The organism is Wenxinia saemankumensis (assembly GCF_900141735.1).
In the GTDB taxonomy this organism is placed as follows: Bacteria; Pseudomonadota; Alphaproteobacteria; order Rhodobacterales; family Rhodobacteraceae; genus Wenxinia; species Wenxinia saemankumensis.
Genome location: NZ_FQYO01000004.1, coordinates 153,674 through 174,436, shown reverse-complemented (window position 1 = coordinate 174,436; position 20,763 = coordinate 153,674). Strand labels below are relative to the sequence as shown.

At 73.1% G+C, this 20,763-nt stretch carries 19 protein-coding genes and 1 riboswitch; of the genes, 11 read left to right on the top strand and 8 right to left on the bottom strand.

Annotation, left to right across the window (positions count from 1 at the left end; all coding sequences use genetic code 11):
• Positions 1-23: 23 nt before the first annotated feature.
• The 3 genes from BUE30_RS11920 to BUE30_RS11910 form a co-directional block, all read right to left on the bottom strand.
• Complete coding sequence (locus tag BUE30_RS11920) at positions 24-1,853, bottom strand: glycosyltransferase family 4 protein (RefSeq protein WP_170865638.1); 1,830 nt, start codon at positions 1,851-1,853, stop codon at positions 24-26.
• 68 nt (positions 1,854-1,921) lie between these two features.
• The gene (locus BUE30_RS11915; protein WP_073330775.1) at positions 1,922-2,980 is read right to left on the bottom strand and encodes a Gfo/Idh/MocA family protein; all 1,059 of its coding nucleotides are present in this window, start codon (positions 2,978-2,980) and stop codon (positions 1,922-1,924) included.
• Positions 2,977-3,759, bottom strand: a complete 783-nt coding sequence (locus tag BUE30_RS11910) for a ThuA domain-containing protein (RefSeq protein ID WP_073330772.1) — start codon at positions 3,757-3,759, stop codon at positions 2,977-2,979. Before BUE30_RS11910 ends, BUE30_RS11915 begins: the two co-directional genes overlap by 4 nt.
• 653 nt (positions 3,760-4,412) lie before the next feature.
• Between BUE30_RS11910 and BUE30_RS11905 the strand changes: the two genes are divergently transcribed.
• From BUE30_RS11905 to dxs, 4 genes are all read left to right on the top strand, one after another.
• Positions 4,413-5,336: a histone deacetylase family protein gene (locus BUE30_RS11905; RefSeq protein WP_073330769.1), complete on the top strand. Its 924-nt coding sequence runs from the start codon at positions 4,413-4,415 to the stop codon at positions 5,334-5,336.
• Positions 5,333-5,593 (top strand): exodeoxyribonuclease VII small subunit, encoded by a 261-nt coding sequence (locus tag BUE30_RS11900; protein ID WP_073330766.1) that lies wholly within the window; start codon positions 5,333-5,335, stop codon positions 5,591-5,593. The genes BUE30_RS11905 and BUE30_RS11900 overlap by 4 nt, the downstream gene beginning before the upstream one ends.
• The gene (locus BUE30_RS11895; protein ID WP_073330764.1) at positions 5,583-6,473 is read left to right on the top strand and encodes a polyprenyl synthetase family protein; all 891 of its coding nucleotides are present in this window, start codon (positions 5,583-5,585) and stop codon (positions 6,471-6,473) included. Before BUE30_RS11900 ends, BUE30_RS11895 begins: the two co-directional genes overlap by 11 nt.
• A 75-nt stretch (positions 6,474-6,548) precedes the next feature.
• Positions 6,549-8,474: a 1-deoxy-D-xylulose-5-phosphate synthase gene (gene dxs, locus BUE30_RS11890; RefSeq protein ID WP_073330761.1), complete on the top strand. Its 1,926-nt coding sequence runs from the start codon at positions 6,549-6,551 to the stop codon at positions 8,472-8,474.
• A 151-nt stretch (positions 8,475-8,625) separates the two neighbouring features.
• Here the strand turns inward: dxs and BUE30_RS11885 are convergent, their stop codons facing one another.
• Positions 8,626-9,483 (bottom strand): SDR family oxidoreductase, encoded by an 858-nt coding sequence (locus tag BUE30_RS11885; protein ID WP_073331830.1) that lies wholly within the window; start codon positions 9,481-9,483, stop codon positions 8,626-8,628.
• A gap of 517 nt (positions 9,484-10,000) precedes the next feature.
• A complete protein-coding gene (locus BUE30_RS11880) occupies positions 10,001-10,975 on the bottom strand; it encodes a DNA topoisomerase IB (protein WP_073330758.1) in 975 nt (324 codons plus the stop codon).
• 165 nt (positions 10,976-11,140) lie between these two features.
• Between BUE30_RS11880 and BUE30_RS11875 the strand changes: the two genes are divergently transcribed.
• The 3 genes from BUE30_RS11875 (at position 11,141) to BUE30_RS11865 (ending at position 14,414) form a co-directional block, all read left to right on the top strand.
• Positions 11,141-12,637, top strand: coding sequence for an AMP nucleosidase (locus BUE30_RS11875; RefSeq protein WP_073330755.1), 1,497 nt, complete (start codon positions 11,141-11,143; stop codon positions 12,635-12,637).
• A gap of 201 nt (positions 12,638-12,838) precedes the next feature.
• Positions 12,839-13,129, top strand: a complete 291-nt coding sequence (locus BUE30_RS11870) for an HU family DNA-binding protein (RefSeq protein WP_073330752.1) — start codon at positions 12,839-12,841, stop codon at positions 13,127-13,129.
• A 394-nt stretch (positions 13,130-13,523) separates the two neighbouring features.
• On the top strand, positions 13,524-14,414 hold the full coding sequence (locus BUE30_RS11865; RefSeq protein ID WP_073330748.1) for a DMT family transporter: 891 nt from the start codon (positions 13,524-13,526) through the stop codon (positions 14,412-14,414).
• Positions 14,415-14,418: 4 nt separating this feature from the next.
• Here the strand turns inward: BUE30_RS11865 and BUE30_RS11860 are convergent, their stop codons facing one another.
• On the bottom strand, positions 14,419-15,036 hold the full coding sequence (locus BUE30_RS11860; RefSeq protein WP_073330745.1) for a glutathione S-transferase family protein: 618 nt from the start codon (positions 15,034-15,036) through the stop codon (positions 14,419-14,421).
• Positions 15,037-15,107: 71 nt separating this feature from the next.
• Here BUE30_RS11860 and BUE30_RS11855 point away from each other — a divergent pair, with 71 nt between their 5' ends.
• The 3 genes from BUE30_RS11855 to BUE30_RS11845 are packed head-to-tail and all read left to right on the top strand — an operon-like array spanning position 15,108 to position 16,991.
• Positions 15,108-15,812, top strand: a complete 705-nt coding sequence (locus BUE30_RS11855; protein WP_073330742.1) for a helix-turn-helix transcriptional regulator — start codon at positions 15,108-15,110, stop codon at positions 15,810-15,812.
• Between the two features lie 4 nt (positions 15,813-15,816).
• Complete coding sequence (locus BUE30_RS11850; RefSeq protein WP_073330739.1) at positions 15,817-16,095, top strand: PRC-barrel domain-containing protein; 279 nt, start codon at positions 15,817-15,819, stop codon at positions 16,093-16,095.
• Positions 16,092-16,991 carry an MBL fold metallo-hydrolase gene (locus tag BUE30_RS11845; protein WP_083601367.1) on the top strand — a complete coding sequence of 300 codons (900 nt, stop codon included), beginning with the start codon at positions 16,092-16,094 and terminating at the stop codon, positions 16,989-16,991. Before BUE30_RS11850 ends, BUE30_RS11845 begins: the two co-directional genes overlap by 4 nt.
• Positions 16,992-17,402: 411 nt before the next feature.
• Here the strand turns inward: BUE30_RS11845 and aroC are convergent, their stop codons facing one another.
• Together aroC and BUE30_RS11835 are read right to left on the bottom strand one after the other, a co-directional pair.
• Positions 17,403-18,503, bottom strand: a complete 1,101-nt coding sequence (gene aroC / locus BUE30_RS11840) for a chorismate synthase (protein WP_073330736.1) — start codon at positions 18,501-18,503, stop codon at positions 17,403-17,405.
• A 625-nt stretch (positions 18,504-19,128) separates the two neighbouring features.
• Entirely contained in the window at positions 19,129-19,521 is a 393-nt protein-coding gene (locus BUE30_RS11835) for a hypothetical protein (protein WP_073330733.1), read from the bottom strand.
• Between the two features lie 107 nt (positions 19,522-19,628).
• Positions 19,629-19,733: riboswitch (TPP riboswitch) on the top strand.
• A gap of 45 nt (positions 19,734-19,778) precedes the next feature.
• On the opposite strand from BUE30_RS11835, the gene BUE30_RS11830 reads away from it, so the two are divergent.
• A complete protein-coding gene (locus BUE30_RS11830) occupies positions 19,779-20,762 on the top strand; it encodes a thiamine ABC transporter substrate-binding protein (RefSeq protein WP_073330730.1) in 984 nt (327 codons plus the stop codon).
• Position 20,763 lies beyond the last annotated feature (1 nt).

Below are 20,763 nucleotides of genomic sequence, written 5' to 3'. Positions count from 1 at the left end.
GCGGGCACTTCCTGTTGCGGCGTTTATCGGGGGGCGGGGGCGGGGGCGGGGGCGGCTGGCGACGCGGCGGGGACCCGCGCCGGATCCGGACCCGCCTCCGGCCCGGTCACGGACCCGGTCTCCGCCCCGGACGTCTCCCCGATCTCCGGCGCCGGATCGGGAATGTCGTCGGGCGGCCTGTGCGGGACCGGACAGAGTTCGGCATGGCCGGCCTTCACCAGTGTCATCATCAGCGTCATGGCCTTGGCGGGCGGGACCGACAGCGCCCGCGCGATCTCGGCGAGGCCGCGCGGGGCGCCGCCGAAGATCGCGGGCAGACGCGGCAGGACGGCCGTCGGCAGGGTCAGCCGGTTGGCGAGGGCCCGGCCGCTGGCGCGATCGAGCGCGGCGGCCTCCGCCTCCGTCGGGACCGAGAGCAGGCGGAAGACGGCATCCGGTCCGACGAGCCGGGCGGGATACTGGCGATAGAGGTCGAAGACGTCGATCTCGACGGGGGACCGCGCCCCGGTCGGACCCTCGGGTGTGGTCGCGCGCGCGCCCTCCCGCCGGGCGGCAAGGTCGCGCGCGAGATCGAGATAGAGCGGCACCACCGCCCGCCAGTCGAAGCGGTCGGCCGCGTGCCGCGCCGCGCGCGCGCCCATCTGCCTGCGGATACCGGGATCCGCGACGAGACGCGCCAGCGCGTCCGCATAGGCGGCGACGTCGATCGCCACGTGGGTCTGCACGGCGGCGAGGTGGGGCAGATATCCGTCCCGCCCGTCGAGGGCCCGGGCCGCCATCCCGGCGCCGAATCCCGGCCCGGCCATCGCGGTCGGCACGAGCAGGCCCGTCTCGCCGTGGCGCACCGTGTCGCGGAACCCGTTCCAGTCGGGCATGACGACCGGCAGGCCGGCGGCCATGGCCTCGACCGGGACGAGGCCGAAGGTCTCCTGGATCGAATCGGCGGGCAGGGTGAAGATGTCGGCAGCGGCCCAGAGATCGCGCCGCAGTTCGGCGTCGCGCCCGTCGTGGAAGACGACCTGGCAGTCGCCGGCGAAGGCGGCGGCGCCCTCGCGCATCGCTTCCTCCTCCTCCTTCCGGCTCGCCCAGCCGGTGATCCAGAGATGGATCCGCGTCTTCGTTCGCCCTGCCGCGAGGCGGGCCGCCTGGTACAGCGGAACGGGATTGGCCTTCTCGAGGACCGACCAGCGGCCCATGGTCATCACCACCACGTCTCCCTCGGCCACGTCGAACCGCGCGCGCAGGGTCTCGCGCGCGCCGGGGCGGGGGGCGAAGGCGGCGGTGTCGATGCCCAGCGGGATGACCGGCAGGCGCGGCAGGGGAACCCGGGTCGCGCCGAAGCGGCGGACGAAGAAGTCGCGCTCGACCTCGAACTGGCGCTCGACCACGGACTGGACCGCGCGCGAGGTGCAGATGATCGCGTCCCAGTTCTCGACCGGCTGCGAGACCAGCTCGTGCAGCCCCTTCACCACCCGCCGGGTGGACACGGTGTGGGTCAGGCCGACGAGCGAATAGGCCGCCGGATCGATCCGTTGCCGGATCCACGGCGCCTCCTGGAAGCCGGGGCCGGGATAGAACACGGTTCCCGCCTCGCGCAGCGCGGCGATGTCGTGGGCAGCGCTGATCCGGACCGCGCGGCCTTCGCCCCGCTCCGCCAGGACCGCGCGCAGGGCGCGGGCATGGCCGTCGCCCTCGACCACGAAGCGCAGCACGTCGCCGGGCACGTGGTCGAGCCAGCCCCCGAGGAAGCTGCTCCCCGCCGAGCGGCGGCCGACGAGATCCCGGCCGGCGCCCTCGATCGCGTCGGAATGGAAGAATATGGCGGGCGTCCGGGGCACGGGGGAAAAGGACACGCTTCTCAAATCCCCCGCAGGTTCGGCCCGGCCCGCCCCGGGTGCAAGCCGGGCGGGCCGACCGCCGTTCAGAGTGTGACCGACACGCCCTTCGCCGCATCCGATTCGACCGCCGCGTCGATGATCTTCTGCAGGTCCGCCCCGCGCCGGAAATCGGGCAGCACCACCGCCTTCTCGCGCACGGCGGCGACGAACCGCGCATAGTTCGTCGGGACGGGGGGCGCCTCGACCTCGCGCCAGGTGGCGGTGAGGCGGTCGTCGCCGATGCAGGCCTTGAGGCTGGAGATGTGGTTGGTATCCCGCACGTCGAGCGCGCCGAGCGTGCCGTGGATCCGCAGCCGCAGGTCGTTCATGTGCCCGGTCGCGAAGCGCGAACCGTGGATCACGCCGGAGGCGCCGTTCTGCAGCGTCATGGTCATCGCGAAGCTGTCGTTGGCGTCGAGCGTGTAATCCCCGATCCTCCCGCCCGGCGCCTTGTCGAAGGTGGTCAGCCGGCACGACACCTCGGCCCCGGCCGAGCCGGCGGCATAGGTCGCGAAGTCGAGGATGTGCACGCCCACGTCGCCCAGCACCCCGTTGGATCCGTGCGCGGTGGACAGCCGCCACAGCCACTTGTCCTCCTCGCTCCATTCGCCCCAGGCGGGCTGGGTGAGCCAGGATTGCAGGTAGGACGCCTCGAAATGGCGGACCTCGCCGATCTCGCCCGCCGCGATCATGGCTTGCGCCTGGATCAGGGCCGAGACGTTCCGGTAGGTCAGGTTGACCATGTTCACGACGCCCGCCCGCTCGGCCGCGTCGGCCATCTCGGCCGCCTTGCCGTAGCTCTCGGCGAGCGGCTTCTCGCACAGGACGTGCTTGCCGGCGCCGAGAAGGGGCATCGTCGTCGGGTGGTGGACGGCGTCGGGGGTGACGTTCGACACCGCGTCGAACTCGCCCCATTCGATCGCGTCCTGCAGCGAGCCGAAGCCGTGCTGCAGCCGGTGCTTGGCGAGGAAGTCGAGCCGGCGGCCGGGATTGGTATCCACCCCGCCGACCAGCTTGACCCCCTTCATCCCTGCATAGGCATTGGCATGCGCGCTCGCCATCCCGCCGGTGCCGACGATCAGGACGCGGACGGGGCCGCTCACCGGAAGCCCTCCTCGCCCTCGGCGTGGAGGCCCTTGCCGCGGCGCTCGATCTTCTCGGGCGCGCTCTCGACCGGCACGTTCGGCGCCGCGTTGGGATCGGCGATCCGCGCGGCGGGGTTGTAGGCCCATTCGACCGCGTTGGCGATGACCTTCAGCACGTTCGCATCGTGGTAGGTCGGATAGGTCTCGTGGCCCGGGCGGAAGTAGAACACCTTCCCCGCGCCGCGGGTCCAGCAGGCGCCGGAGCGGAAGACCTCGCCGCCCTGGAACCAGCTGACGAAGACCGTCTGCTCGGGCTCGGGGATGCCGAAGGGCTCGCCGTACATCTCCTCGTTCTCGAGCACGAAGGGGTTCGGCACGCCGGCCGCGATCGGGTGGTTCGGCGCGGTCAGCCAGATCCGCTCGCGCTCGCCCGCCTCGCGCCAGGTCAGGTTGCAGGGCGTGCCCATCAGTTTCTTGAAGGGTTTGGAGAAATGCCCCGAATGGAGGACGATGAGGCCCATCCCCGCCCAGACCGCCTCGGCCACGCGCTGGGCGATAGCGTCGTCCACATCGCCATGCCTGGCATGGCCCCACCAGAGCAGGACGTCCGTCTGCGCCAGACGCTCCTCGGTCAGGCCGTGCTCGGGCTCGGGCAGGGTGGCGGTCGCGGCCTCGATCCCGGCGGCCTGCAGCGCCGCGGCGATCGTGCCGTGGATGCCGTCCGGATAGATGTCGGCCACCGTCCTGTTGGTCTGTTCGTGGTGGTACTCGTTCCAGACCGTCGCGCGGATCGTCATGGTGCTGGTCCCGTTCCTGATGTGCCGTGATGTTCCGATGTGGAATGACAAGTCGGCCCGCGAGGCGCAATGGCCCGGGCCGGCCCGGCCCCTGCTCGGGGCCCGGATCGCGCGGATGTGTTGCGGCCGATCCGCGGCCGGCCCCCGGGGACGGTCGCCGGCCGGCGCTCGGCTGACGCCGTCGCCCCGCCCGCCGTCCCGTATCGGCCGGTCCCCGGGGCGGACGGGGGCAGACCCGGCGGAGGCGCGGGGCGGAGGGGACGGACGGTATTTGCGACCCTGCGAAGGGGAGGGCGTGCGCCCGGCAGGGACGCGAGGCGACGGGTGGAGGCGTGGACCGGGGGGGAAGGCCCGTGGGGCGGGCGGGGACGTCGGCCCGGGGGATGCCGGGGGCATGGATCGCGGGCGGACGGCGCGGATTTCGGGGGTTGGGGGGGCGCCGGACGGCGGACCGCGGGTCGGCCCCCGGGGCTGCGGGACAGGGGGGGGCGGCAAGCGCCGCGAAAAGGGGGGGAGCCGGGCCGGCGTCGCGGGGCGGGGCCGCGCGTCCCGCCGGTGGCCGCCCCCCCGTTCCCGCACCGCCCGGCGGAGGCGCGTGGTCGCGGACCGTGAGCCGCCTTGTCCCCGGGCGGGGAATTGTCTTTGCTCCCGCCATGAGCACCGCCCTGATCTCGCATCCCGATTCCGCCGGTCACGTCACCCCGCCGGGCCATCCCGAACAGCTCGCCCGGATCGACGCGGTGATGGAGGCGCTGGAGGACATGGACCTTCTGCGCCTCGCCGCGCCGATGGCGGCGGAGGACGACCTGCTGCGGGCCCATCCGAAATCCTATGTCGAGAGCCTGCGCGCGGCCGCGCCGGAGGAGGGGTGGCATTCGCTCGACGCGGACACGCACATGTCGCCCGGCACGCTCGCGGCGGCCTGGCGCGGGGCGGGGGCGGCGGTGCGGGCTGTGGACGCGGTGCTGGGGGGCGAGGCGGACAATGCCTTCTGCGCGATGCGCCCGCCCGGCCACCATGCCGAGCGCGAGACGGCGATGGGCTTCTGCCTCCTCGGCAACGCGGCGATCGCGGCGCTGCACGCGCTCGACCATCACGGGCTGTCCCGGGTCGCGATCCTCGATTTCGACGTTCATCACGGCAACGGCACGCAGGATCTCGTCGAGGGGGATCCCCGGATCCTCTTCGCCTCGACCCACCAGATGCCGCTCTATCCCGGGACCGGGGATCCCTCGGACAGCGGACCGCACGGGACCGTGATCAACGTCGCCCTGCGCGAGGGCGACGGGTCCACGGCGTTCCGCGCCGCCTGGGAGCGCATCCTGCCGCGGGTCGAGGCGCACCGGCCGGAGCTGATCGTGATCTCGGCCGGGTTCGACGCGCACCGGGACGATCCGCTCGCCTCGCTGGAGCTTCGGACCTCGGACTTCCAGTGGGTGACCGGGGCGATCTGCGACATGGCCGAGCGGGTCTGCGGCGGCAAGGTGGTCTCCCTGCTCGAAGGCGGCTATGACCTCGATGCCCTGGCCGATGGCGTCCGGGCGCATGTGAGCGTGCTGATGGAGCGAGGCGGATGAGCGAGACGCAGGGATCCCCCGACAGGCCGGTGGCCGGGATGAGTTTCGAGGAGGCGATCCGCGAGCTCGAGCAGGTGGTGAACCGGCTGGAGCGGGGCGAGGTCGCGCTGGACGAATCGATCCGCCTCTACGAACGCGGGGCCGAGCTGCGGGCGCGCTGCGAGACCAAGCTCGCCGAGGCCGAGGAGAAGGTCGCGCGGATCACCACCGATGCCGGCGGCGCCGCGACGGGGACCGAGCCGCTCGATGCGGGATAGGCCCGGGCCGGACCGGCTGACCGAGGCGCTGTCCGCCGCGGGGCGCTGCGCGGCGCTCTGTCTCGACGAGGCGCTGGGCGCGGAGGACGGCACGGTCGCAGAGGCGATGCGCTACGCCCTCACGGGCGGCAAGGCGCTGCGCGGCTTCCTCGCGCTCGAGGGGGCGCGGCTGCACGGCGTGCCGGCGGCCGAGGCGCGCTGGGCGGCCGGGGCGATCGAATGCCTGCACGCCTATTCGCTGATCCACGACGACCTGCCGGCGATGGACGACGACGACCTGCGCCGGGGCCGGCCGACCGTCCACCGCGCCTGGGACGAGGCGACGGCGATCCTGGCCGGCGACGCGCTGCAGGCCATGGCCTTCGGAATGCTCGCCCGGCCCGCCATCGCGGATGCGGCGAAGGTCGGGCTGGTCGCCGCGCTGGCCCGGGAGGCGGGGGTGCGCGGCATGGTGGGCGGGCAGGCGATGGACATCGCGGCCGAGAGCGCGGCGGCGCCGCTGGACCTGCCGCAGGTCGAGCGGCTGCAGGCGCTGAAGACGGGCGCGCTGATCGAATGGGCCGCCGCCGCGGGGCCCCGCATGGCGGGGGATGCGGCGGGGGAGACGGCGCTGCTCGCCTATGGACGGGCGCTCGGCCGGGCGTTCCAGATCGCGGACGACCTGCTCGACGCGACGGGCGACGCGGCCGAGACCGGCAAGGCGGTCGGCAAGGATGCCGGCCGGGGCAAGGCGACCTTCGTCTCGCTGCTGGGGGTGGAGGGCGCGCGGGACCGCGCCGCCGCCCTGGTCGAGGTGGCCTGCGAGGCGCTCTCCCCCTGGGGCGCCGAGGCGGACCTGCTGCGGGACGCGGCGCGATTCGTGGTGACGCGGCGCGGCTGAGGCGTCTTGCGCCGGGCCGCGGCCTTCAATTATCCCGCGCGCGGCCTAGCTGTGGCCCACGCCAGGAGGAGCCGCATGACCGATCGACCCAAGACGCCGACGCTGGACCGTGTCCGCTCCCCCGCCGATCTGCGGCACATGAGCGACGAGGAGCTGGAGCGGGTCGCGGACGAGCTGCGGGCCGAGACGATCAGCGCGGTGAGCGAGACCGGCGGCCATCTGGGCGCGGGTCTCGGCGTGGTGGAGCTGACCGTGGCGCTGCATGCCGTGTTCGACACGCCCAAGGACAAGCTCGTCTGGGACGTCAGCCACCAGACCTATCCGCACAAGATCCTGACCGGACGGCGCGACCGGATCCGCACGCTGCGGCAGAAGGACGGGCTGTCGGGCTTCACCAAGCGCACGGAAAGTCCCTACGATCCCTTCGGGGCCGCCCATTCTTCAACCTCCATCTCCGCCGCGCTCGGCTTCGCCGTCGCGCGCGACCTCGGCGGGCAGTGCGAGACCGGGCTGGGCGACGCGATCGCGGTGATCGGGGACGGCGCGCTCTCGGCGGGCATGGCCTACGAGGCGCTGAACAATGCCGGGCATCTGGGCAAGCGGCTGATCGTCATCCTCAACGACAACGAGATGAGCATCGCGCCCCCGGTCGGGGCGATGTCGTCCTACCTCTCGCGGCTCTATGCCGGCGCGCCCTTCCAGGAGCTGAAGGCGGCCGCCAAGGGCGCGGTCTCGCTCCTGCCCGCGCCGCTGCAGGAGGGGGCGAAGCGGGCGCGCGATCTGCTGAAGCATGTGACGGTGGGTGGCCAGCTCTTCGAGGAGCTGGGGTTCAGCTATCTCGGGCCCATCGACGGGCACGACATGGAGGTCCTGCTGGGCGTCCTGCGGCAGGTGCGGTCGCGCGCGACCGGGCCGATCCTGATCCACGCCATCACGAAGAAGGGCAAGGGCTACGCCCCCGCCGAGGGGGCCGCCGACAAGGGCCATGCCACCGGCAAGTTCGACGTGGTCACCGGGACGCAGAAGAAGGCGAAGTCGAACGCGCCCTCCTATACCTCGGTCTTCGCCAAGAGCCTGATCGCCCAGGCCGAGAAGGATCCCCGCATCGTCGCGGTGACGGCGGCCATGCCGGACGGGACGGGACTGAAGTCCTTTGCCGAACGCTTCGCCCCGCGCTGCTTCGATGTCGGCATCGCCGAGCAGCATGCCGTCACCTTCGCCGCGGGGATGGCGGCGGGCGGGATGAAGCCGTTCTGCGCGATCTACTCCACCTTCCTGCAGCGCGGCTACGACCAGGTGGTGCACGACGTGGCCCTGCAGGGATTGCCGGTCCGCTTCGCGATCGACCGGGCGGGACTGGTCGGGCAGGACGGCGCGACCCATGCCGGGGCCTACGACATCGCCTACCTGACGAACCTGCCGGGCATGGTCGTGATGGCCGCCGCCGACGAGGCGGAGCTGGTGCGGATGGTGGCCACCGCCGCCGCGCATGACGGGGGCCCCATCGCCTTCCGCTTTCCTCGCGGGGAAGGTGTCGGCGTCGAGATGCCGGCCGATCCGCAGCCGCTCGAGATCGGCAGGGGCCGCCTGGTGCGCGAGGGCAGGGGCGTCGCGCTCCTCTCCTTCGGCACGCGGCTGGCCGAGGCGCAGGCGGCCTGCGAGGCGCTGGAGGCGCGGGGCATCACCCCGACGCTCGCCGATGCCCGCTTCGCCAAGCCGCTGGACCGCGACCTGATCCTGCGGCTCGCGCGGACCCATGACGCGCTGATCACGCTGGAGGAAGGCGCGGTCGGCGGCTTCGGCAGCCATGTCGCGCAGCTGCTGGCGGAGGAGGGGGTGTTCGACGGCGGGATCAGGTTCCGCTCGATGGTGCTGCCCGACGCGTTCCTCGACCACGCCGCCCCGCGCGAGATGTACGACGCCGCCGGCCTCAACGCCGCCGACATCGAGCGCAAGGTGCTTGAGGTGATGGGGGTCGAGGTGCTGAACCGGCGCGCCTGAACCCGGCGGACCCCATCTTTCCCTCGCGATGCGCCCCGGCCGCCCCCTTATCTTGCCTGAAATACTCCGGGGGTGAGGCGCGCAGCGCCGAGGGGGCGGAGCCCCCTGCCAGCCTCCGGCGGCGGCCGGGCGTCCCCGGTCCCCATTCCGGTCAGCGCCCTCCGGTCTCCTCCGCCAGCAGCGCCGCCAGGCCTGCGCGGTAGTCCGGGTAGAGCAGCCGGACGCCCAGCTCGTCCTTGATCCGGTCGTTCCGCACACGCTTCGATTCGGCGTAGAAGGACCGGGCCATCGGCGACATCTCGGCCTCCTCGAAGGGCACGGCCGGGGGCACCGGCAGGCCGAGCAGGCGCGCGGCATGGGCGATCACCTCCTGCGGGGGGGCGGGGTCGTCGTCGCAGACATTGTAGGCACGGCCCGGGGCGGGGCGGGCGATCGACGCCTCCAGCACCTGGGCGATGTCGTCGACATGGATCCGGCTGAAGACCTGCCCCGCCTTCACGATCCGCCGCGCCTTGCCCTCCCGCACCTTGGTGAAGGGACCGCGGCCGGGCCCGTAGATCCCGGCCAGGCGGAAGACGTGGGGGGCGAGACCGGTGGCCGCCCAGGCGGCCTCGGCGGCCACCCGTTCCCGACCGCGCCTCGTGGAAGGGGCCAGGGGCGTGTCCTCGTCGACCCAGCCGCCGCCGTGGTCGCCGTAGACCCCGGTCGTGGAGAGATAGCCCGTCCAGTCGAAGCGCCGTCCCCGCAGCTCGTCGCCCAGCCGCGCCAGCACGGGATCGGCGCCGTCCTCGGGCCCGGCCGAGATCAGCAGGTGGGTCGCCGCGTCCAGCGCGGGGCGGATGTCCGCGCCCGGCCAGACGAGGGGGGCCACGCCGGTGCGCGCGATGCCCTCCGCCCGGTCCGCGCTGCGGGTGGTGCCGGTGACCGTCCAGCCCCGGGGCAGGAGGCGGCGGGCGAGGGCGGCGGCGGAGTAGCCGTGGCCGAGGACGAGAAGGCGGGGGTCGGACATGCCGCCCCACATGGGCCGCCCCGGCGTGAGGGGCAAGACCGGGCGGGACATGGGGCCGAGCGCGTGGGCGGGGAAGGAGCGGTCCGGGGGGCGTGGGTCCGGGCGCATGCGTGCGGGTGCCCCGCAGACGGGGGTGGTCGTCGCGGCGATCGCCCGTTGGGGCGGGGCGGCGGTGCGGGTGGTTCCGGCAGCCCCGTGGGGAGGCAAGCCACGTTGCAGGGCAGTCGCCGGGGGGAGGCTCGGCGGCGGGATCGTGCGGCGGTGGCGCGGGTGCGGGTGGGTGCAACCCACCCTACGGGGCGCTTCCGCCCGCAGACCGTCGGGGCGGGTCCGGCTGGAGCGACCCGCCCCGCCCGGGCCTCTCGCCCTGTTCCGGGATGCCCGGGGGGAAAACCGGATCAGCCCGCCCGGTCGCAGGATGGCTCGGCCCCACCCTCGCACCGGTCCGGCGTCGATGCGCACCCACCATCGCCGAGGCCCCGGGGTGCAGCTCCGGTCCGCCCCGGGGCCTCTGCCGTCAGGAGATCAGCCGCAGCAGCGCCCGCTCGGTCTTCCGCAGGCCGCGCGTGTCGGGCAGATCCTCGGTCAGCCGGTGGAGGTCGCCGCCCTCCTCGGCCAGCGCGATCACGGCCGGGTGGATGTAGCTGTTGCGCGCGATGGTGGGCGTGTTGCTGAGGCGCGCGGCTGCCGCTTCGGACAGCGCGCGGATCGTCAGCCGCTCGGCCGACAGGGCGGCGTCGAGCGCGGCCTCGCTGCCGGCCCAGGTGCGGAACGTCTTGGCGGTGATGCCGGGGCTCTCGACGATCTCGGACAGGCGGGCATTCACCTCGCCCGAATGGACGGCGTGCGGCGTGCCCTCGTCGTCGATCCACGAGATCAGCTCGCGGCCCGGCAGGTCGTGCAGCTGGCCGAAGACCCGCTCGAGCGTCCTCGATTTCAGCACGGTGTCGACGGGCTTGCCGCCCTTGCCCTTGAACTTCAGCCGCAGCGCCCCGGCGCCGAGCCGCAAGTGGCGGCGGGTCAGGGTCGTGGCGCCGTAGGTCCGGTTCTCGACCGTGTAATCGGCATGGCCGACGCGGATCGCGGCCTGGTCGATCAGCGCGATCACCGCGGCGATGGCGAAGTCGCGCTCGCCCGCCTCGCCCCGCAGGTCCTCGGCCACGCGGCGGCGGATGCGCGGCAGCGCGGCGCCGAAGGCGGCGAGCTGGTCGTACTTCTTCGCCTCCTGGAACTCGCGGAAGCCGGGGTGGTAGCGGTACTGCTTGCGGGCGCGGGCATCGTAGCCCGTGGCCTGCAGGTGGCCGTCGGCGCGGGGGCTGATCCAGACCTTCTCGTAGGCCGGCGGCACGGCGAGCGCGGCGATCCGCCGCCGCTCCTCGCGGTCGTCGATCGTGGTGCCGTCGGGCGCCCGGTAGGACCAGCCGCGCCCCGCCCGCCGGCGCGAGATGCCGGGGCGGGTATCGGGATAATATGTGAGACCGGGCGGGGGCATGACCGCAGAACGCCGCGCGCCCCCCGGGGTTCCTGCGCCGCGCGCCTCCTCCCGCCGTCTTGAACGCGTCACGCAATCCGTGCGACATCGGATCATGTCGAGAAGACCCGCCAGTCCCCCGCACGCCCCCCTCCCGCATCGGTCCGGCCTCCGCGGGGGCCGGAAATGAGCGCGGACGGAACCCCGCTGGAGCCGCGGGCCCGCGTCCGCACGCCGGACAGTCCCGCGCCCGAGGAGTTCACCGACGCGGCGGCGGCGGTCCGGCGGCTCTGCGATCTCTACGACTCCGCGGTGTCGTTCCTCGAGGAGAGCTTCGCCGACGCGATCGCCAACGGCGCACCCGACGCGCGCTGCCGCGCCTTCTACCCCGAGATCCGCTTCTCGACGACGACCTACGCGCCGATCGATTCGCGGCTCTCCTTCGGCCACGTGACCACGCCGGGCACCTATGCCACGACGATCACCCGGCCGGACCTCTTTGCCGCCTATCTCGAGCAGCAGATCCATCTGCTGATCCGCAACCACGGGCTGCCGGTGACGATCGGGGTCAGCGACACGCCGATGCCGGTGCATTTCGCGGTCCAGAACGATTCCGCTGTGACCGTGCCGCAGGAGGGGGCAATGTCGTTCCCGCTGCGCGACGTGTTCGACGTGCCGGACCTGACGACGACGCACGACGACATCGTCAACGGGCGCGGCTTCCGCTATCCCGACGGGGCCGAGCCGCTGGCCCCGTTCACCGCGCAGCGCGTGGACTACTCGCTCGCCCGGCTGTCGCATTACACGGCGACCCGGGCCGACCATTTCCAGAACCACGTCCTCTTCACGAACTACCAGTTCTACGTCGAGGAGTTCGAGGCCTATGCCCGCCACGTCCTCGCCGATCCGGGCAGCGGCTACACCGCCTTCGTTGGGCCTGGGAACGTCGAGATCACGGCCCCCGACCAGCCGATGCCGAGCCCGGCGAAGCTGCCGCAGATGCCGTCCTACCACCTCAAGCGCGAGAACGGCGCGGGCGTGACGCTGGTGAACATCGGCGTCGGCCCGTCCAACGCCAAGACGGCGACGGACCACATCGCCGTGCTGCGCCCGCATGCCTGGATGATGGTCGGGCATTGCGCGGGTCTGCGGAACAGCCAGCGGCTGGGCGATTTCGTCCTCGCCCACGCCTATCTGCGCGAGGACAAGGTGCTGGACGACGACCTGCCGGTCTGGGTGCCGATTCCCGCCCTGGCCGAGATTCAGGTCGCGCTCGAGGACGCGGTGGCCGACGTGACCGAGCTGCAGGGCTACGAGCTCAAGCGGATCATGCGGACCGGCACGGTCGCGACGCTCGACAACCGGAACTGGGAGCTGCGCGACCAGTCGGGGCCGGTGCAGCGGCTGTCGCAGAGCCGGGCCATCGCGCTCGACATGGAAAGCGCGACGATCGCCGCGAACGGCTACCGCTTCCGCGTGCCCTACGGCACGCTGCTCTGCGTCAGCGACAAGCCGCTGCACGGCGAACTCAAGCTGCCGGGCATGGCGTCGGACTTCTACAAGACGCAGGTGGCGCGCCACCTGATGATCGGCGTGCGCGCGATGGAGCTGCTTCGCGAGATGCCGCTGGAGCGCATCCACAGCCGGAAGTTGCGCTCCTTCGAGGAGACCGCGTTCCTCTGATCGGGGCTCGGAGGGGGCTCGGGCGGGGCCCGGGCGGGACCGGAACCCGCGCAGGATCGGGGGTCGGGCGGGGCCAGACCCAGCAAAACATGGGATTCGCTCTTGCATCGATCCCGTTTTCGTTGTCGTGGTAGGGCACCCGTCCGCAGGGAGCGGAGAGAACGCCCCGATCAAACGGGGCCTCAGAGGAGAGACATTTCCATGGCTGCGAAACCCATGACCAAGGCCCAGCTCGTTTCCGCGCTGGCCGAGAAGACCGGCGCCGACAAGAAGACGGCGGGCGAGCATCTCGATGCGCTGACGGACATCATCACGGGCGAGGTTTCGGGCGGTGGCGCGGTGACGCTTCCGGGGATCGGCAAGATCTACTGCCGCGAGCGTCCCGAGCGCATGGTGCGCAATCCCGCCACCGGCGAGCAGATCAAGAAAGAGGCCGACAAGGTGGTGAAGATCACCGTGGCCAAGGCGCTGAAGGACAGCGTGAACGAGTAAGCGTCGCGCGCCGGGCGATCGGGCCCGGCCGAGCATGTCAGGGGCCGCCCGGCGATCAGCGCGGGGCGGCCCTTTTTCGTGCCGGATCCGTCCTGCATCGCGGCAGGCACCGCCCGGCCCTCGCGCACCGACCGGCGGTGCGGACGGCCCCGGCAGGGCACCGGGCGGCAGGGCAGCGGCGCCGCCCCTCCGGGGCGACGTGGGCGGCGGTTTCGATACCGGGGAAGGGCGGCCCGCCGGCCATCCGGGGCGACGACCGGTGGCGAGGTCTGCGCCGGGCGGGGGGCTGCCACCCCTTCCGCGCAGAGGCGAGCCGATTTCCCGGCCCCGGCCCTTGCGGCCCGGGCGGCGTGGCGCGAGGGTCCGCGCGACGTTCGCGCTCACGGAGGCAGCCATGGACATCCGCGCCCTCGCCATGGGCTTCGCCTTCGCCGTGATGTGGTCCTCGGCCTTCACCTCGGCGCGGATCGTGGTGGCGCAGGCCCCGCCGCTCTCGGCGCTGGCGCTGCGGTTCCTGATCTCGGGCCTGCTCGGCATCCTGGTGGCGAAGGCGCTGGGCCAGAGCGCGCGGCTGACACGCCGGCAATGGCGGGCGGTCGCGATCTTCGGCCTGTGCCAGAACGCGCTCTATCTGGGGCTGAACTTCGTCGCGATGCAGACGATCCCCGCCTCGCTCGCGGCCATCGTCGCCTCGACCATGCCGCTCCTCGTCGCGCTGGCCGGGTGGCTGGTCTTCGGCGAGCGGCCGCGCCCCCTGGCCATCGCGGGATTGTTCGCCGGGATCGTCGGGGTCGCCATCATCATGGGCGCGCGGCTGACCGGCGGGGTGGACGTCACGGGGCTCGCGCTCTGCGTGGCGGGGGTGATCTCGCTCACCGTGGCGACGCTGTCGGTGCGCGAGGCCAGTTCCAGCGGCAACGTGCTGATGATCGTCGGGCTGCAGATGCTGGTCGGGGCCGCCGCGCTGGCCGTCGCCGCCGCCGCCTTCGAGCGGGGGGCGAGCGTCGAGTGGTCGACCTCGCTGATCCTCGCCTTCGTCTACACGACGCTGGTGCCGGGCCTGCTGGCCACGGTGGTCTGGTTCGTCCTGGTGAACCGGATCGGCGCGGTGAAGGCGGCGACCTTCCACTTCCTCAACCCGTTCCTCGGCGTCGCCATCGCGGCGGCGCTGCTGGGCGAGGCGCTGGGCCCGCTCGACGCGCTGGGCGTCGCGGTGATCGGGGCCGGCATCCTCGCCGTGCAGATGGCGCGGGCGGGGCGGGCGGACCGCGCCGCCCGCGCCTGACTCCTCAGGCGGTGACCGACGGCAGGTCGGCCTCGTCCATCTCGGCCGTGCGGCGATAGGCGGGCCGGGCGCCGATCCGCGCGACCCAGTCCCGGATCGCGGGGCTGTCCGGCGTCGCGTCCGGGAACCACAGGAAGGGCGAGGCGCAGAGCAGGTCGGCGGCGCTGTACCTATCGCCCAGCAGCCACGGCCCGCGGGCCAAAGCCGCCTCGAGCCGGGCCGTCATCTCGGCCGGGCCGCGGAATGTCGCCCGCAGGATCGGGTGATCGAGGCCGGCGGCCTGCGCGATGATCACCGGCTCCATCACGTCGCCGTACCAGGCCAGCCAGGTGAGGAACTCCGCCCGTTTCGGGTCTCCAATGGGTGCGCCGAGACCCGCCTCGGGAAAGAGATCGGTGAGATAGAGCATGATTGCCGAGGTCTCGGTCACGAGCGCCCCGTCATGGATCAGCGCGGGCACCTTCCGGTCCGGATGGGGGTTGGCGTCGTCGGGGCCGCCGCTGCCCTCCTGCCGGGGGATCGAGACGATCCGCGTCTCCACCCGGTCGTTCAGGTCCATCTCGGTGAGAAGGGTGCGGATGCGGGAGGAGCGGGATCTCGGCGCGTGGAAGAAGGTCAGCATGGCGTGTCTCCTTGTGCTGGTCTGCGAGTTTCGTATCCTGCCGCCCTGTCAGGACTTGTCAGGAGGAGGCGATGTCCCGCGCGGAACGGCTGCTGTCGCTGATGCAGGCGCTGCGGGCGATGCGCCCGCCGGTGCGCGCGACCCGCCTGGCCGAGGCGCTGGGAGTGACCCCCCGCACGATCTACCGCGACATCGGGGCCCTGCGGGCGAGCGGCGCGCGGATCGAGGGGGCGGCGGGCTACGGCTACACCCTGACCGAGGATCCGGCCCTGCCGCCGCAGAGCTTCGACAGGATGGAGCTGGAGGCCGTGCTGCTCGGCCTCGCCGAGGTGCAGGCGCTGGGGGATGCCTCTCTTGCCCACGCGGCCGAGCAGGCGGCGGCCAAGCTCGTCGCCCGCCTGCCGGACCGGCAGCGGCGCGAGGCTGCGGCGACGGGGCTGATGGTGCGCCGCTGGTCCCGCCCCCCTGCGGCGGAGGGCGATCTGCGCCCGGTCCTCGCGGCGATCTGGGACGAGCGCGCGCTGGACCTCGCCTATGCCGACCGGGAGGGGCGCGAGACCGAGCGGCAGGTCCTGCCGCTGCAGGTGGTGCATCTGGACCATGCGCTGATGCTGCTCGCCTGGTGCTGCCTGCGCGAGGAGTTCCGCATGTTCCGGCTCGACCGCTGCCGGCGGATCGAACCGGCCGCCCGGACGTTCCGGCCGAGACGCGTCGCGCTGTTGCGCGACTATCTCGCCCTCCTGCAGTCTCGGGGCGGGCAGACCACGAAGGAGTGACGCGATGGACGAACCGAGCACGGCCGCGGGCATCATGGGGGCCAATGTCTTCGGCCCGGAGGGTGAGCGCCTCGGCCAGATCGAGGACATCCATTTCGACGTGGTCGACTGGAAGATCCTCGCCGTGATGATCGGCCATGGCGGCTTCATGGGCCTCGGCGAGGAGGTGGATCCGCTGGACTGGCGGCTGCTGCGCTGGGATGCCGAGCTCGAGGGTTACGTGACCGGCGTGCCTCTGGACGACGAGGGCGACGCCGCCCCCGCCGGCCTCGCGCCCGCATGAGCGCGGCGAACGGGGCCGGCCCCGGCCCCGGCTTCGGCACGGGCGGGGACTGGGCCGCGCTGCTGGGCGTGAAGGGCGGACCGGCGATCCGGCCGGGCTCGTCCATGCCCTCCTCGGTGCTGCTGCGGCTGGCGGGGCGGACGGTGCTGGTGGATGCGGGCCTCGGCACGGCGCGGGCGATCTGCGACCAGGGCGTGCCGCTGACGGGGATCGACCTGATCCTGATCACGCATCTGCATTCGGACCATTACCTCGAGCTCGGCCCGCTGCTGCACACCGCCTGGACGGCAGGACTGACGCGCCCGGTCCGGGTGGTGGGGCCGCCCGGCCTTTCGGCCTACTGGGAGGGGTTCCTCGCCTCGATGGCCTTCGATATCGAGCTGCGCATCGCCGACGAGGGCCGCGTGCCGCTGGCCCCGCTCGCGGGAATCGAGGTGCTGGAGGAGGGCCCCGTCGCGGCGCCCGAGGGGCTGGCGATCACCGCCCGGCGCAACCACCATCCCCCCATCGAGGAGAGCTACGCCCTGCGGATCGAAGGGGCAGGACGGTCGGTCGTACTGTCCGGCGACACTGCCCCGCACGAGGGCTGGGCCGGCTTCTGCCGCGGCGCGGACCTGCTGATCCACGAGGCCCTGCTGGAGGCGGGGGTCGATGCGCTGGTCGCCGGCCTCGCCCATCCCGACCCGCGGCTGAAGGCACATATCCTGCGATCCCACACGCAGGCGGGGGAGGTCGGCCGGATCGCGGCGGAGGCCGGGGTGGGGGCGCTCGCGCTGACCCACTTGGTGCCGGAGGGGCTGCCGGGCTGCGAGCCCGCCGCCTGGGAGGCGGAGGTGCGGCGGCACTTCGCCGGCCCGCTGCATCCGGGCCGGGACGGGATGCGCATCGGGCTGTGAGCGCCGCTCCGGGGGGGGGCGGTCGGGGCGTCCTTCGCGCCCCGGGTCCTGCTGAATGGCTGATCGGTCGCGTGAGCGGTTGCGTGATCGGGCCACCGATCAAGCGGAGCGGGCCTGCGGCCCGCATGCTCCTTGTCGGGACCGGTTGCGGCGCGAGCCCCCCGCCCCGGCCCCGCCGCGCGTGGCGGCCGGGGATCGGTATTTGGACCCCTGCGAAGGGGGGAGCGCGGGCCCGGCCTCCCGGCGGGGCGCGTGCGGCGGGGGTGCGTCCGGCGGGGGCGTGTCCGGGGGCGGGCCGTCGCCCCGGGACCGGGGGGCGGGACCGGCCCACTGGTTCCGGACAGGGAGGGCCCCTGCCCGTGCGCGCGGGCGGCGTCGATGCCGGTATCCCGGCGCCCGCCCGGAGGGGGATCAGCCGATCCGGCCGCGGACGCCGCCGGTCTGGCCGCGATCGAGCAGGAGGTGGTCGAGGATCACCGACGCGGCCATCGCCTCGGCCACCGGCACCGCGCGGATGCCCACGCAGGGATCGTGCCGGCCCTTCGTCACCACCTCGGTCGGCTCGCCGTCCGTCGTGATCGAGCGGCGGGGGGAAAGGATGGAGGAGGTCGGCTTGACCGCGAAGCGCAGCACGATGTCCTGCCCGGTCGAGATGCCGCCCAGGATGCCGCCGGCATGGTTGGAGAGGTAGCCCGGGCCATCCTCGCCCATGACGATCTCGTCCGCGTTGGCGCGCCCCGTGAGGGCGGCGGCGGCCATGCCCTCGCCGATCTCGACGCCCTTCACCGCGTTGATGCTCATCATCGCGGCGGCGAGATCCGTGTCGAGCTTGCCGTAGACCGGCGCGCCGAGGCCGGGGGGTGTGCCGGAGATGGTCAGCTCGATCATGGCGCCGACCGAATCGTGGTCCTTGCGCAGGGCGAGGAGGTCGTCCTCCCACAACTTCGCCGTCTCGGCGTCGGGGCACCAGAAGTCGTTCCGCGGAACCTCGGCCAGGTCGAGCCGGGCGCGGTCGATGGCGCGGGGGCCCATCTGGACCATGTAGCCGGTGATCGCGAGGTCCGGCACCAGCGCGGCCAGCGCGGCGCGGGCGACGCCGCCGGCGGCGACGCGGGCCGCCGTCTCGCGGGCGGAGGAGCGGCCGCCGCCGCGATAGTCCCGGATCCCGTATTTCAGGTGATAGGTGATGTCGGCATGGCCGGGGCGGAAGGTCCGGGCGATCTCGCCGTAATCCTTCGACCGCTGGTCGGTGTTGCGGATCATGAGCTGGATCGGCGTGCCGGTGGTCCGCCCCTCGAACGTGCCCGACAGGATCTCGACCTGGTCGGCCTCCTGCCGCTGCGTCGTGTTGCGGTTCTGGCCGGGGCGGCGGCGGTCGAGCCAGGGCTGGATGTCGGCCTCCGTCAGGGCGATCCCGGGCGGGCAGCCGTCCACCGTCGCGCCGAGCGCGGGTCCGTGGCTCTCGCCCCAGGTCGTGACGCGGAAGAGGTGGCCGTAGGTGTTGAACGACATCGTCTGGGCCCTTTCGCAGCTGGGCCGGGGATAGCGCGTCGGGGGAGGGGCGGCAATCGTGCGGGGGGCCCGGACAGGCCCGCGCGGCGGGCAGACTCGCGCGGAGGACGGCCGGCGCGGCCCCCGCCGCGGGGAGCGCCGCAGCGGTTTCGACCTTTCGGGCCGGCGTGGCAGGACCGGGCGGCAGGACGGGGAGCATCAGGATGGCGCGGGATGCGACCGGGACCCCGCGGGGCCGAGACTGACCCTGACCACCCGGATCATGATCCCGATGGCGGCGGGGGGCCTGCCCGGCGGCGACGGCGCCTCGAGGAAGTGCAGCAACAGCGCCGCGACCGGGCTCGACCGACAGGCCATGACGGGGCGCGAGACCGATCGAGGGGATCGCGCCGATCCCGGGCATCGAGCGGCTGATGGACGTGATCCGCAGGCTGGTGAACATCACCGGCGGCCCGTCGTCTCGACCATCGTCGCCAGGTCGGAGGGCAGGCTCGACATCGCGGCGTCCGAGGATCCCGGGGCCGGGATCCTCGCGGGCGGGACGCCGGTCATCGACCCGGCGGCCGAGGCGCGGCTGGTCGGAATGGCGCACCGCCCGGCGGAGCGACGGAGGACGGGCGCGAGATCAGCCCGCGCCCTCGTGCACGACGACGTAGGACGGGAAGCCGCCCGAGCCGTAGACCTGCACCCAGACGGCGCGCGTGCGACCGCTGGCGATGTACTGCCCCACATATTCGTTGCCCGGCGCGAAGCGGCAATTCGTGCCGAGAACGGCCCGCGCGGCCGGCGCGGCGAACCAGGGATCGGGACCGTCGCCGGGATCGCGGCGGCCGAACCGGTGGTAGTTCGCGCGGTCCTGCTGCAGCACCGCGCAGGCGTCGCGGAGCGGCACGCCGCTGGAATTGACCATGTCGGTGGGCGAGATCAGCGAGTAATACTCGCCGAGCAGCGTCTGGGCCCCCGCGGGCGCGGCCGGAGCCGCGGCGATGGCGAGGGCGATGAGAGCACGCCGGATCATCCTGGCCTCCTGCGTCGAGATTTCCCCTGCGGAAGTCTAACGCTCCTGCGTATTCCTGCAAGCAACCATCCATCCCCCTTGCGGACGGCCCCGCCCATGTTAGGTCTGCCGTCACCTCGGGGTGCCCCAACGGGCTGAGATGCGCGGCGACGCGCGAACCCGTCGAACCTGAACCGGTCAGCACCGGCGGAGGGAAGGTCGTGGGAGCCGCCCATCGACCCGCCGCGCGGGGGCCGAATGAGGAAAGGACCCGCATCATGCGTCTTCCCGCCACCCTTGCGCTCTGCGTGCTCGGCACCGCCGCCGCCGCGCAGGATCGACCTCAGCTCGTCGTCTACGCCTATGACAGCTTTCCGACCGAATGGGGCCCCGGCCCGGTGATCGAGGCCGCCTTCGAGGAGGAATGCGGCTGCGACCTCCGGATCGTCGCCGCCGGCGACGGCGCGGCGCTGCTCTCGCGCCTGCAGCTCGAAGGGCCCTCGACCGAGGCGGACGTGATCCTCGGCCTCGACACCTCGCTGGTCGCGGCGGCGCGCGAGACGGGGCTCTTCGCCCCGCACGGCCTGTCGCCCGAAATGGACCTGCTGCCGGTCGCCTGGGACGATCCCGATTTCGTGCCCTTCGACTGGGGCTACTTCGCCTTCGTCGCTGACGAAGGGACCGAGGCGCCCGCCTCCTTCGAGGTGCTGGCGGCATCGGACCTGTCGATCGTAATCCAGGATCCCCGCTCCTCCACCCCCGGTCTCGGCCTGCTGCTCTGGGTCGAGGCGGCCTACGGGGAGCGCGCGGGCGAGATCTGGGAGGGGCTCGCCGACAACATCGTCACCGTCACCCCGGGCTGGACCGAGGCCTACAACCTGTTCCTCGAGGGCGAGGCCGACGCGGTCCTCTCCTACACCACCTCGCCGTCCTACCACCTCCTCGGCGAGGGGGACGGGACCAAGGTCGCCTGGACCTTCGACGAGGGCCATTACATGCAGGTCGAGGTGGCGGGCATCGTCGCCGGCACCGACCAGCCGGACCTTGCGGCCGAGTTCCTCGCCTTCCTGACGCAGGACGCGGCGCAGGCGGCGATCCCCGAGACGAACTGGATGTTCCCGGTCGCGACGCCCGAGGGCGGCCTGCCGGAGGGCTTCGCCGAGCCGCTTCCGCAGGACCGGGCGCTGCTGCTGCCGCCGGACGAGGCGCAGGCCGCGCGCGGCCCCGCGCTGGACACCTGGCGGACGGCGCTCAGCCGCTGAC